Origin of the sequence: Allobosea spartocytisi (assembly GCF_014764685.1) — a bacterium.
GTDB lineage: Bacteria > Pseudomonadota > Alphaproteobacteria > Rhizobiales > Beijerinckiaceae > Allobosea > Allobosea spartocytisi.
On record NZ_JACXWY010000020.1, the window covers coordinates 20,216 to 33,571 of the forward strand.

Genomic DNA, 13,356 nt, shown 5'->3' on the forward strand with positions numbered 1-13,356 from the left:
CAGGCGGATTCAATAGCAGGCATCTGATGATGCTGGTGATGGTCGGAATGCTCCCGGCCTGCGCCTCCACTCCTCTCGTGCAGGGGCTTGAGCTGTCGTCCTACGAAGGGATGAAGCCTTCTGACGGGCTGATCACCAAGTCGCGCATAAACGTGAGAAAGGAGCAGGTGTTGGCCGCCAGCACGGTCAAGCTTCTTCCGACCGCCTTCGCTCCGCTACTCGGGCCGAAGCTTTCGAGCGAGCAGCGCGCTCTGATCGCTAACGCTGTCAATCGCGCCCTATGCATCAGCGTCAGCGACCGCCTCCGAGTCGTGGCTCCCGATCAGCCCGCAGATTTGATCGTCAAGGCTAACGTGACCCATGTGACGGAAACTGACGAAGTCGCAGCAGGCGTTTCCGCAGCCGTCTCACTCGGCATGAATTTCGTTGACGTCGGGGCTCCCATTCCAACTCCACGCATCCCGATCGGGCTAGGCAACCTCTCGATGGAGGCCGAAGCCCTGGATCCTCGAGGGCGACAGCAAGCGTCCATGATTTGGGGAAGGGGGGCGAACGCGCTGTTCAACTCACCCCGCGCATCCAAATCGAGTGATGCCTATGATCTTGCGGCGGAATTCGGCGGCGACTTCGGCCAAATGCTGGTGAAGGGGGAAAGCCCCTTTGACAGCGTCGGAATCGACCTGCCTTCATGGCAGAAGATCAATTCTGCGATCGGGCTTCCTCCTAAGTATGCGGCTTGTGAGCAGTACGGTCGCGCTCCCGGAATTCGCGGTTTGATCGGAAGCCAGCTTGGATTGCCGCCTGAATGGACGGACGATGGGGCCAAACCACATCGCTATTAGCGGTGCTCCGAGACCCGTCGAGCCTGGATCCCAGTGTGTCCCAAAACCGTATTGATCTGCCAAGGAAATCGTTCCGTGCACGATTTTGACATGGCTTGGGCCATACTGTTCTTTCATGAGTTTGTCGTCTGTCCTCGCCCGCCTGGTTGGCGCAGCCGAAGATCACGTCGTCAACCGCGCCGAAATCCACCACGGGGTGGCGCTCGACCAGGGCCTTCAGCGGCACGGCGCCAAGGTCGTCCGCCCGGACCGAGGACAGTGTGCTGGCGAAGCGGCCGATCAGCGTGCGGACATATGCGGCGACGACAGTTTGGGCGTGAGTTCAAGATCGAGGCGGTTCGCCTGATCAAGGATCGCGGAGTTGGCCTGCCGCGCCGGAGGTCTTCGTCCCCGCCACCACCGCGCGGCTGCGCAACACAGACCAGCTTCGCCGCTCGCGCTGGCCGCCGGGGAACAAACGCGCTTCAGAGGAGATAGGCTCTCAATCGACAAGTCGGCACCGTTATCCCACCCACGGATACACGTTCGATCGTTTGACGACGCCATAGGCGAAGCTTGTTTTGATGGCGGCGATCCCTTCGATCCTATGAAGGTGATTGCGGACAAAGCTCTCATAGTCCTGCAGGCTCTCGACAAGGACCCGCAACAGGTAGTCCGCGTCGCCTGTCATGACGTAGCAGTCCAGCACGTTGCTGAGATTGCGGATTTTCTGCTCGAAGTTCGCGTTGACCGCGTGAGTGTGTTGGGTGAGCCGGATCTCGACAAAAACGGTCACCGGAAGGCCAAAGGCCGTCTCGTCGACCAGAGCCGTATAGCCCTTTATGACGCCGCTATCTTCGAGGTTCCGAAGCCTCCGAAGGCATGGGGACGGTGACAGGGCCACCCGTTCCGAGAGCTCCTGGTTCGAGAGACGGCCGTCCTTCTGCAGCTCGGCGATGATCTGGCGGTCCTTCAAATCCAAAAGCGCTCTCCTATTGGCAGTTTCTGCCCAATCTTCTCGTATCATCAGCAATCTTCGCATGAAAATGCCCAATAAGACAGCGCATATCAGCCCTGACTGAAGGGGCCGGACATGTCTGCTGTCATCGAACGGAATTCTGGGCCGCCCAGCACCTCGACGCTGGATACCTACGGGTATGCTGCGATCTTCCTCACGGTCGGAATCTGGGCGGGCTTTGCTCTTTCGATCCGGTACATCGGCTCCTCGGCGTTGGCGCCTGCCGATGCCGCGCTCATCCGCTTCGGAGTGCCGGCGATCCTGCTGCTTCCACTGCTCCGATCCAGGTGGGCCGCCATTCGCAATGTCGATCCCCGGCTGGCCCTGATGATCGTCCTTGGGGCGGGGCTGCCATTCTTCTTCCTGGCCGCCGCTGGAGGGGCTTCCACATCAGCGGCTCATGTCGGCGCGCTGATCGCCGGCACCACGCCTCTCTCGGTTGTTCTGATCTCAAGCTTGATCGAGCGTCGAATTCCAAAAGGGACACGCTGGTCTGCCTTGGCGCTTGTCATTGGAGGAGCCGCGACTCTGGCTCTCGCAGCCCCGGTCGGAGGCTCGTTCGCACGCGGCGTACCATTGCTCCTGGCCGCCAGCCTCTGCTGGGGCATCTACACGATTGGGCTGCGTCGAGCTGGTTTGGACGCTGTCAGCGCCACGCTGCTCCTCAACGTGCCGTCCGTCGTCGTGCTGCTCGGCCTCATCCTATCCGGCGTGGTCGAAACGCATGTCGGAGCCTTCGGGTTGGCAGAAGCTGCGCCCTTCCTCCTGGCACAAGGATTAGGTGCAGGGCTCGTGGCAAGCCTGACCTATGTCATCTCGATCAGGCGTCTCGGTGCTGAGCGAAGCGCGCTCATTGGTTCACTCGCGCCGGCGCTTGCAAGCCTCGTCGCCGTTCCTTTGCTCGGTGAAACGCTTTCTCCGCAGGTTATCGCAGGCGTGGTTGCGATCACCTGCGGGGTCGTCCTCGCCAATCGTCGTCACATCAGGACCTGAGAGAGACAATGTTCATCGATCTGCCGACGCTTGCTCCCGACCCGCTTTGGGGATTGAACGCTGTCTTCCAAGGCGACCCGCGGGCTGAGAAGATCAATCTCGTCATTGGCGTCTATCGCGACGATCAGGGCGTCACGCCGACCATGCAGGTCGTTCGGGACGCGGAGCGCGAGCTCGTGTCGGAAGGGGCGTCCAAGGCGTACCGACCGTTGGTTGGCAACCAGGCATTCAACGATGGGATGGCGCAGCTGCTCTTGGGCGAAGCGTCTCCGCATCTCGGGAAGCAGCACACCATCCAAACGGTGGGGGCGACCGGTGCACTCAGGCTGCTTGGAGACCTCGTCGCGCGAGCCAATTCCGAAGCCACCGTCTGGTCGACTGATCCGGCCTATGTGAATCATCGCCCATTGATGGAGACGGCCGGCCTTCGGGTGCGCAACTATCGTTGGCGAGAGCAGGATGGGCGCTTCGATATCGACGCAGCGCTCGATGATCTTGCGCAGGCCCGTGCGGGAGACGTGATCCTCCTGCACGGCTGTTGCCATAATCCGACCGGCATCGATCTGCCGGCGGATCGGTGGGCTGCCATTGCCGAGCTGTGCAATCAGCGTGGCCTCATTCCCTTCGTCGACACCGCCTATCAAGGCTTTGGGGATGGCCTGGATGAGGACGCGCTGGGCCTCAGGCTTCTGGTCGATCGGGTGGAGACCGTCCTGATCTCCGCAAGCTGCTCCAAGAATATGGGGCTCTACTGCGAGCGAACCGGCACAGCGACGGTGGTCTCCGCGAATGGCGCAATGCTGGAAAAGGTGCCGCGCATGCTGGAGCACCTGACGCGTAGCAACTATTCCGTTCCGCCGGAGCACGGTGCCGCGATCGCCATCAAGGTCTTCGAGAAATCTCAGGCCTGGCGAGCGGAGTTGGAAGCCATGCGGTGCCGCATCGTGGAGCTTAGAAACCTGCTCGCCGATGCCCTGCAGCGAAAGAACGCACCAGCGCACATGCTGGCGATCCGGCAGCACAAGGGCATGTTCTCAACGCTCAAGCTTTCTGCAGAAAGCATGGAGCGTCTGCGGCGGGAGTTTGCCGTCTACGGAACAGATTCAGGGCGCCTGAACATCGCTGGCCTTCGCTTCTCGCAGATCGATCAGCTCGCCGAGGCCCTGTCAGAAGTGGCGACCTAAGGCCTGTCCCGTCAGTCGGATTGCTGCTTCCTTCTGCTTCCGCTCTCGCCCATGCATTTCGCGACGCATCCCGAACGATGAGCACGCAGCGGAAGCGCATTCGATAACCGCGTAGCCACCGAGATGTTGCCCCGCCGCCTGAGGCGCGCGTTGGAAACCGTCGAACAAGAGCAGCCTGCGAGCCCGCCGCAGTTTCCAAGGAGCTCAGGGTCGATGGCGCAAGCGTCAGCTCGCGGAGATTGTTGCCGTCAGGAGCGAGATGGCTCGCTTCAGGGAGGAGGCAGCTAAGCCACGTCAGTTCCACGATAGGAAATAACGATTTCATTGCCCAGTTGGTAAGCCTGCGCATAAAACGAGGCCTCCCGATAACCTGCAGGGTTTGATGGGGGTTTGCTATTAGCGTAGCACTGCCAACTTGATTGCCAGATACAAAACCCCCTGGTTATAATCACGATTGTAGGCATCCATCGCCAGAATCGCTAAGAGAAGATCCCTGCCCAATTTAATTTCCGCGCATGAACATATAAGAAGTTCCTGATATACCGCCAAAATCTAGCCCCTGAACCGCTAGTTTTTTGGCCACCTCAACCGAAGTCTTGTGATCGACTACCCAAGGCATTCGCTCTTTTAGCAGCCCGCCCGCCGGCGCTTCCGATGTCAATTCGATATAAATGCGTTTTAGCCGCATATTTTGCCCGAATATCGCGCCTACATTCGCGCCCGGAACCAGCTGGACAGTTCCGGGATCGAGCGGATTTGAGAAACTTGCAAGATACGGCTGAAGTTCAGCTTGAAGATCAGCTTCGCCCTGCATCTTAGAAAGTTGCTTTGCAGTTATTTCAGGATATTTTTTTCTAAATGCTAAAAGAGCTAATCTTTCTAGAAAACCGCTCCCAGGAAACGGAAACACGAAAAGCGGCACAAGGCACCCCTTTGGCCCCAGATCGACGAAAGCCGTTTCGCCTCTTGCGCTGCTTCGCGTTCCTCCCACTTCGGAGAAGCCCCATCCACCGCTCACCCAAGTGGAAACCTCGATCACACTGGATCCAGACTTCAGCTCGCCGTCATCGATCACTTCGACAACCAGACGAAAGCGATAGGTCACGACGCCTTGGTTGCACCCCCCCAATGGCCAGGCAATCAATCCCAACGTGGCGGCCCTTCGGCTGCAATGGAGGACACCGGCCGAGGCTGCTTGCTGTTTGAACTTCCAGCTCATAACGGAACTTTCGGCAACGGGCATCGCACGGCGGCATCCGCTAGAACAAACTCAATTGACTCCGCCGGCAATGCCGGACAGATAAAAATTGTCTGATAGGTAAATTTTGTAAGCCGATTTTCCACCGCCGCTCGCTCGCAAGCATTGTACCACTTTTTTGGTGTTCGATCGTCAGCCAAAAACGCTAGGGCGCGCATCGACGAAAGCTCCCTCAACGAGAATCTTCCATCATTACTAATCCACAATAAGAATAATTTCCGGAGAAAATTCAGGAAATCTTCCCTGGGCGCATGCTGGACGCAGCACTCTATAAACCACCGCCCGTCCCAACAAGGTTGCGCTTGCTGCCACCTGAACGGCCATGATCTCTTCCAAAGGCTAGGGATAACGACATCCGGCCGTCGCACGGTGGTCGGTCTGCCGCGACGCTCGCCCGGTGGTTGACCATTACCATGTCAAAGTACTTCGCGTTTGCGGTTTTATCACCGGCTATCCTCCCACCACCTAACACCGGTGACAGGAAGGATAGAACTCGCAACCGGGCGGACAAATGCTGTCACGCTTCGATCCTTGAGTGGCGGAAGAACCGTAGGAAACTCGGCGCTATCAGCCCTTTTGGAACCAAGGATCGCGTGGGAAATCCATGGAAAACGGACGTGCTTCTGAAAGTAGCTGAGAGTCGCTCAGAAAACACCAAGCTCTTCGCAAATCACGAATTTTGGCTGGGGCGAGAGGATTCGAACCTCCGAATGGCGGTACCAAAACCCGCTGTGTCGTCGCGATCAACCGAAGACGGCAGCCAGCTCGTCGGGGACGCGCCTGACATATTGATAAACGCCGCCACGCTGGGGGCGAGAGGATTCGAACCTCCGAATGGCGGTACCAAAACCCGCTGTGTCGTCGCGATCAACCGAAGACGGCAGCCAGCTCGTCGGGGACGCGCCTGACATATTGATAAACGCCGCCACGCTGGCTGATGTGAACCGGAATCGTCACTCGCTGTCCTGTTATGCACTCTTGTTATGCAAATTGTTATGCAGCGAGCAGGCGCGAACAAGCTCGCAGGACAGCTAAGGCATTGATTTTTGGTGGATTACGGCCGGAAATGGCGCGCCCAAAAGGCTTCGAACTCCTTCATGGAGAAGGGACTATTGGCGTCAGATCGCCGCTGCTAACGAGTGTCGGAATCGGTAGTTGCGTGCCCCCGCAACCAAATCAACAACACCCGTCGCATTAGCGGCGGGTTTTGTCGTTCTAGCAGCCTTCCAACCGCTTGCCGCTCCGTCCACTCAAGGATCGTGCTCAGTTCTTCGTACAGCGTCGCAAACATCTCGCCCCGTTCCCGCCCCCGGCGTCAGCACGATCGCCGCGATCAGCACCCACACCGCTCCCGCCCGCCTCTGGCCGCGCGGCGGGCATGGTTCATCAACGCCGGGCGCAACAGGTTGCAGAACAGCGTTCATCAGCTTGGCCAGGAGATGACACGCTTAGCGTCGCGGCCGGCATTACGCTTAGCCGACATCTGGAGCGTCCGCTCTCCGGCAATCCAATTCGCGCGGCGGCGCGGCGGCCGAATCTGGCCCAAAGCTGGCGTCTGGAGGGTCCGCTCTCGGGTGATCGTCAAGACATACTTCAGGGCGGACCAATTCACGGGGGATCAGTATCAATCAGAGTGCGTTTCCCAGACATCATCGCTAATCACAGACCTACGTTGCCGGGGCCGCTGGGCGCGGATCACCGCTACCATGGCAGTTTTGCTTAGTTCGGCATCCATAGCGGAGGAGCGCGATGCGGCGACCGAATGCACCGTGTTATATAGATTAAGGCTATATCAAATCGATAAATCATTATTATCCGACGATCCTCGCTCCTGGCACCGTCCCGCCGCATTAGTCCAGATCGGAGCTGCGGTGGGGCATGCAGGAGCGGCAGGCATATCGATCGGAACAGTCGACTGAAGCGGTTCGCGCAGAAGAGTGCCTGCACCTCGTCGGCGCCTTTCCGGGGATGGATTCCCGCTCGGCACTGGCGATGCAGGCATCAGACCTTGCTGGGCTGTTGACGATCTTCTCCGATGGTCGCGTACGCGACCCCGCCGACATCGCGGTCCCCGGCGATCGATCACCTGCGGCGGAAGACGGGGGTTATGCTCCGTGGCGCTGCGCCTCGCTCGCCGCGTTCGCCGATCTCAAACGGCGAGGCCTGATTCCGAAGAATGCGAGGCTGCAGACCAGCCTTCCCGTGGCTATCCAGTATGCCGACGGGCTTGGGCGGCTCCGCCGAGACCGGGACGATTATGCAAATGCGCTCTGCGCCCACGTCGCCGGCCTCGTTGCGGAGATGCAAGCCGATGAAGCGGCGATTCAGCTCGAGCTGCCTTACGCCGATCTCAGTGAAACCGTCCGTGAAACAACAGAAGACCTGGCGGAGGATGCGCGAGCAACTTTCGTGGAGGAGGCGCTGCGCGTGATCGACCAGGTACCCGCTCATGCCCGCCTCGCCCTTCATCTCGATTGCCGCGACGGCGCGCGCTTCGCCATGACGCCCGCCGATGCCGTAGCCATGGCAGGGATCGCGCAGGATCTGCTCGCCCGTGCGTCCCGGCCGGTCGATCTGCTTCATATCCCCATACCGCTGCGTCACGAGACGGATGAATTCTTTCGGGGCCTGGCACCGCTTCAGCCGCCGCCCGAGACGACGCTCTGTCTCGGCTTGATCCATCTCTCAGATGGGCGGGACGGTGCCCTGCGCCGTATCGACCTTGCCCGGCCGCATTTGCCCGATTTCGCAGTGGCGGCGCGTAGCGGCTTCGCAGCCCGGCCACCGGAAGCGATTGGGCCGTTCCTGCAGCTCCATGCCCACGTCGCACGCGACATAGCTGCCTAGATCAGAATTCGGGAGGACGACATGACAGAAAAGAAGGCCGTCAAGGCCTATCACTGGGACGAGATTCCCTCGCGCGAGCTCAAGCCCGGCATCGTCCAGCGTGGCTTCCGCAGCGACGGGGTGCTGGTCACGTACAACTACCTCGAGCCCGGCTGCCAAGGCTCGCCCCACAGCCATCCCTTCGACCAGATTTTCATGATCATTCAAGGGCGGGTGAAGCTTCATGTCGAGGATCAGCTCTTCGACTGCCCGGCGGGCACTGTCATCCGCATTCCGGCCCACCACGTGCATTATGTCGAGCCACCGGCGCCCGAGGACGGGACGGCGATCAACGTCGATATCTTCGGCCCGGTGCGCGAGGATTACCTGCCCATCGTCGCCTATCAGGGCGATGAGTTCTCGCGCTGAAGCCGCCGCTATGACAATGGCGACGAGATCGACGATCACCGGTGTAAGAAGCGTCGAGCTTGAATTGGCGGACCCCGAGCGGTCCGCGCGGTTCTACACGGATGTCTGGCACCTCAGCGAAGTCGCGCGCGACGGCGATACGATTTACCTGCGCGGCACGGCGGAATTTCATCATATCCTCGCTCTGCGCCCGAGCCATGGTCCAGCCCGGATCGGGCGGGTGGTCTATGAGGCCAGGACGCGCGACATCGTCGACGCCATCCATGCTCGCCTGGCGGCCATGGAGACCCCGGTCGAGCCTCCCGGTTCGCTCGACAGGATCGAGGGCGGCTACGGTTTCGGACTCGCCGATCCGAGTGGACGGTGTCTGGCGGTCGTCGCAGGCGCGGCGTGCCACGACGACGACGAGCCGCAGCCGGACCGGCCCCACAAGATCGCGCATGTCAACTTCAACGACCCCGACGCGGCCCGCCTGACGGCATTCTATGTCGATGGCCTCGGCATGAAGCTCGTCGACCGGGCGGGGCGCCAGGCGTTCCTTAACGCGGATTCGCCGGACCACAGTTCGATCGTGATCTGTCAGGCCGATGCGAACACGCTCAACCATCTCTCCTTCGAGATGGCCGATCTAGACTCCGTCATGCGCGGCGCCGGGCGGATGAGCGATGCGGGCTATCCCATCGAATGGGGCGTGGGTCGGCATGGTTGCGCCGACAACGTCTTCGCTTATTTCGCGGGGCCGGAGGAAATCCCGCTCGAATATACCTCCGACGTCCTGCAGATCGACGACAGCTATCCCTATAACGGTCCCGAATACTGGGCCTGGCCTGCGGGCCGGCTCGATCAATGGGGCGTGACCCCTCCCCATACCAAACGTTGGAAACGGATCCAGAACCTGTTCGCGTTCCGCAGCGGGGGGCACCGGCTGCGCGGCTGATCAACCGTCGGGCATGAGACCCGGCATAGAAGAAAAAAGACGAGGAAACCCATGGAAACTTCACCGAGACTATCGATCGATACCCTGATCGATACCCAGACCATCGGCGGTTACAGGTTCGGGATCTTCGGGCTCGCCGTTGTCCTCGCGATGCTGGACGGGATCGACAACGTCACGCTCGGTCTCGCCGCGCCAGCCCTCTCGGCCGAACTCGGGATCGCGCGCTCCGAGCTCGCTTCGGTCTTCACCGCGACTCTGGTCGGACTGACCATCGGCGCCTTCGTACTCGGCTATGCCGGAGATCGCTGGGGACGGCGGCCCTGCACCATCGCCTGCGTCGCGCTGTTCGGCACTTTCACCCTCGCCGTGCCGTTCGCGCGCGATCTCAATCATCTCATCGTCTTCCGGGCGCTGGCAGGCATCGGCATCGGTGGCCTTCTGCCCAGTATCTGCGCCCTCGTCGCCGAGTTTGCACCGTCCCGCCATCGTCAGACGAGTGTTCTCGTCGTCAGCGGCGGCATCGCCGCCGGAGCGATGCTGGGCGGCTTCCTGAGCGCCGCACTCGAACCGGCCTTTGGCTGGCGAGCCCTATTCTTCGTTGCGGGCGGGGCGACGCTTCTCGCCCTGATCGCGACATGCGTGGCTCTGCCGGAGTCCGCGCGCTTCCTGCTCGCGCGGCGCGGCGACGAGGTACGTGTCGCCACGCTTATGCGCCGTATCGCGCCGCAGGTGGCGCTGCCGCAGGATGCACGCTTCACGATGGCGGATCAGGCCGGGCGCGTCTCGCTCGGCCGTCTGTTCGGCGAGGGCCTGGCCGGCACGACGGTGCTGCTCTGGGTCAGCTATGCGACCATTCTGGCGGTGATGTATCTGCTGTTCCAGTGGCTGCCGACTCTGGCCCGCGATTTCGGATTCACACAGCAGCAGGCGGTCTTCGCCGCAACGGTCTTCAACCTGGGCGGCATGCTCGGCTCCGCGCTCCTCGGGCCCATGGCCGCGCACTGGGGCACCTATCGCGTCGCGACCGTCAACTTCGTGCTGATCGCGCCGTTCGTCTTCGCGATCGCCCATTCCGCCGGCAATCCGACATTGCTTCTCGGAGGCGCTTTCGCGGCCGGTTGGACGGTGATGGGCGGTCTCGGCCTGGTCAATGCGCTGGCGGCCGAAAGCTATCCGACCGCGATCAGGGCGACCGGCATCGGCTGGGCCAGCGGCGTCGGACGCCTTGGCTCCGCGTTCAGCCCCTCGCTGATCGGCTTGCTGCTCGCGGGCGGATGGACGGCGAAGGACGTGCTGGAACTGCCGATCGCGCCCGCTTTCGTCATCGCCTTTGCCGTCATCGCGATCGGAAAGATGAGCCGCAGGCGCCTGCCGGCCGCCGATGCTGCCGTCGCCGCGGTGTGATGGGTCGACCCGCCATGCGCCACGTTACCTCCGCTCCTGCCTTCAGTTCTGCCGGCGCCAGCGCGATGCGCCATGTCCTAGCCGGCGCGGCCCAGGGCATCGAGAGCTGCGAGATCGGCCTTCTGACACTTGGCGAAGGCTGCAGCGACGATGCCGGACCGACCTCCTCGGAGGAGCGACTGATCTACGTATTGGCGGGCGCCGTCGAGGCGACCTCCGGTGAGGAACGCGTGACGCTGGAGAAGGGGCATTTCCTGTTTCTGCCCCGGAGCAGGCCCCATGCCTTGCGCGCGGTGGGCGGTGGCGAGCCAGTTCTCCTCGACATCCGGTCGGCGGTGCCCACGACGTCGGGGGAAGCGCCGGCCCTTGGCACGCCGCTCGCGGAGCTCGCGGATCGCGTCTCATCCGATGCCTTCAGCTCTCATCAGGGCCATGCCGCGGAAGGGCGCGCCTTCGAGACCCAGCCGCTACTCGACCGCAAGCGCGGCTCGGAGCGGCTCAGGGCCTTCGTGGCCGCCGTACAGCCGGGCAGTGGGATGGGCCTGCACGTTCATCCCTTCGATCAGTTCTATTTCATGCTCGACGGCGAGCTCGATCTGCAGATCGGACTCGAAGGCGGCACCGCCGCGGCTGGACAGCTCGCGATCTTTCCGGCCGGCATGGTGCATCGCAACCGCAACGCGTCGGCGACACCTGCGCTCCAGATCACCATCAATGCCCCTGAAGCATCCGCCGGCACGCCGAGTGTTTTCGACGTGACCCTTTCCGAGCCCCTGCGCTGAGACGAAACCGATGCAGCCCGAGCTTTCGACCTCTCATCCACCCGGTCTACCAAACGACGTTCAGGTCGCCGTCGTCGGTTTCGGCCCGGCCGGAGCCCTCGCTGCGAACCTCCTCGGCCAGGCGGGCATTCACACGCTGTGCATCGACCGGACCAGCGAGGTTTACGACAAGCCTCGCGCGATCGCTCTCGACCACGAGATCCTGCGCGTTCTCGACAATCTCGGTGTCGCCGAGGCGGTAGCGCCCTATATTGCGCCGTTCGACCTGTCTGAGCATTTCGGGAGCCAGGGAGAGCTGCTGCGGCGGATCGGCATGGTCGGCACGCCTTATCCGCTTGGCTACACGCCCACCATGGTCTTCACGCAGCCGCCGCTGGAAGCGGCGCTGCGGGACCACGCCGGGCATTGGCCCGGTGTCGAGCTGCGCCTGGGCACGCAGGTGACCGGGCTCATGCAGCACGAAAGTGGTGTCATGCTGCAACTTTGCGATGCAGCCGGAGGCAGCGGGCGCGTTACCGCCGATTACGTCATCGCCTGCGATGGCGCTTCGAGCAGCCTGCGCGGCATGGTCGGCGCGACGCTGGACGATCTGGAATTCGACGAGCCCTGGGTGGTAATCGATCTCAAGGTCGACCCCGACAAGCTTGATACGCTTCCCGCCAACTCGGCGCATTACTGCGAGCCCGACCGCCCGTCCGTCTACATCGTCGGACCCGGCAATCACCGGCGCTGGGAGATCATGCTGCTCGACGGCGAGGACCCGCGCGAGATGGAGCGGCCTGAGCGCGTCTGGCACCTCCTGAACCGTTGGATCGGGCCGCAGGACGCCACGCTCTGGCGTGCCGCCAGCTACCGCTTTCACGCCCTCGTCCTGCGGGACTGGCGTCGCGGCCGCGTTTTCTTCGCCGGCGACGCGGCGCATCAGCAGCCGCCGATCCTGGGACAGGGCATGTGCCAGGGCATGCGCGACGTTACGAACATCGTCTGGAAGCTGCAGGCCGTCCTTGCGGGGCAGGCCGACCCCTCGCTCCTGGACACCTATGGCGAGGAGCGCAGCCCGCATGTGCGCGAGCTGATCGAGCAGATCAAGGGGATCGGAGCCGTCCTGTGCGAGCGCGATCCCGAGGCGGCGAGGCGACGCGACGCGCGGCTTCTGGCCGAAAGCGGCGGCGTTCCAGCGACGATCACCCGACAGTCGGTGATCCCGCCGCTTCGGGCTGGCCTACTGTCCTCATCGCGTCGCCCCGGCACCGGACGCCTTTTCCCACAGCCCTACGCGATGGCTGCCGGCCGCGAGGGTCTGCTCGACGCCGTCTTCGGCACGGGCTGGCGTATGGTCATCGATACGCGAGCTCCGGGCTGGCGGCCCGAGCAGCTATCGGCCCTGTCCGATGCCGCCCAAGACCTCGGCGTGACCGTCCTTGCTTTATCGGACGGCACGGTGGCCGTGCCGCCTGCCGTCGAGGCGTTCCGCGAGCGGGACGGCGTGCTGGCCGGATGGCTGGCGGAACAGGACGCCGGCGCGGCGCTGATCCGTCCAGATCACTACGTCTTCGGGACGGCGGACGCGGCCGCCGCCTGCCTCGCCTTACTGGCCGAGCTCCGGCTTGCGCTGCATGCCTATGCCGGGTCGCTCCCCGGCCGAACCACCGCCGCGGCCTGAGAGCCGATGGCACCTCACTCCGCCATCTCGCAGAAGAAAGC

At 62.4% G+C, this 13,356-nt stretch carries 11 protein-coding genes and 1 pseudogene; 9 read left to right on the forward strand and 3 right to left on the reverse strand.

Features of this window, described 5'->3' with window-relative positions; genetic code table 11:
- Nucleotides 1-26: 26 nt before the first annotated feature.
- A complete protein-coding gene (locus IED13_RS23110; RefSeq protein ID WP_191125597.1) occupies nt 27-842 on the forward strand; it encodes a DUF3313 domain-containing protein in 816 nt (271 codons plus the stop codon).
- 124 nt (nt 843-966) lie between these two features.
- On the opposite strand, the pseudogene IED13_RS23115 reads toward IED13_RS23110, so the two are convergent.
- Nucleotides 967-1,140 (reverse strand): annotated as a pseudogene (locus IED13_RS23115) (thiolase family protein); the annotation flags it as partial.
- A gap of 204 nt (nt 1,141-1,344) precedes the next feature.
- Nucleotides 1,345-1,803, reverse strand: coding sequence for an Lrp/AsnC family transcriptional regulator (locus IED13_RS23120; RefSeq protein WP_191125598.1), 459 nt, complete (start codon nt 1,801-1,803; stop codon nt 1,345-1,347).
- Nucleotides 1,804-1,914: 111 nt separating this feature from the next.
- Here IED13_RS23120 and IED13_RS23125 point away from each other — a divergent pair, with 111 nt between their 5' ends.
- On the forward strand, nt 1,915-2,832 hold the full coding sequence (locus IED13_RS23125; RefSeq protein ID WP_191125599.1) for a DMT family transporter: 918 nt from the start codon (nt 1,915-1,917) through the stop codon (nt 2,830-2,832).
- 8 nt (nt 2,833-2,840) lie between these two features.
- Complete coding sequence (locus IED13_RS23130; RefSeq protein ID WP_191125600.1) at nt 2,841-4,016, forward strand: amino acid aminotransferase; 1,176 nt, start codon at nt 2,841-2,843, stop codon at nt 4,014-4,016.
- Between the two features lie 502 nt (nt 4,017-4,518).
- Here IED13_RS23130 and IED13_RS23135 read toward each other — a convergent pair.
- Nucleotides 4,519-5,235, reverse strand: a complete 717-nt coding sequence (locus IED13_RS23135) for a hypothetical protein (protein WP_191125601.1) — start codon at nt 5,233-5,235, stop codon at nt 4,519-4,521.
- 1,917 nt (nt 5,236-7,152) lie between these two features.
- On the opposite strand from IED13_RS23135, the gene IED13_RS23140 reads away from it, so the two are divergent.
- From IED13_RS23140 to IED13_RS23165, 6 genes are all read left to right on the forward strand, one after another.
- The gene (locus IED13_RS23140; RefSeq protein ID WP_191125602.1) at nt 7,153-8,121 is read left to right on the forward strand and encodes a hypothetical protein; all 969 of its coding nucleotides are present in this window, start codon (nt 7,153-7,155) and stop codon (nt 8,119-8,121) included.
- 21 nt (nt 8,122-8,142) lie between these two features.
- A complete protein-coding gene (locus tag IED13_RS23145) occupies nt 8,143-8,529 on the forward strand; it encodes a cupin domain-containing protein (RefSeq protein ID WP_191125603.1) in 387 nt (128 codons plus the stop codon).
- 16 nt (nt 8,530-8,545) lie between these two features.
- Complete coding sequence (locus IED13_RS23150; protein WP_191125604.1) at nt 8,546-9,466, forward strand: VOC family protein; 921 nt, start codon at nt 8,546-8,548, stop codon at nt 9,464-9,466.
- Between the two features lie 51 nt (nt 9,467-9,517).
- Nucleotides 9,518-10,870 (forward strand): MFS transporter, encoded by a 1,353-nt coding sequence (locus tag IED13_RS23155; protein WP_191125605.1) that lies wholly within the window; start codon nt 9,518-9,520, stop codon nt 10,868-10,870.
- A 65-nt stretch (nt 10,871-10,935) separates the two neighbouring features.
- A complete protein-coding gene (locus IED13_RS23160; RefSeq protein ID WP_260368469.1) occupies nt 10,936-11,652 on the forward strand; it encodes a cupin domain-containing protein in 717 nt (238 codons plus the stop codon).
- 10 nt (nt 11,653-11,662) lie between these two features.
- On the forward strand, nt 11,663-13,315 hold the full coding sequence (locus IED13_RS23165) for a bifunctional 3-(3-hydroxy-phenyl)propionate/3-hydroxycinnamic acid hydroxylase (protein WP_191125607.1): 1,653 nt from the start codon (nt 11,663-11,665) through the stop codon (nt 13,313-13,315).
- Nucleotides 13,316-13,356: the final 41 nt, after the last annotated feature.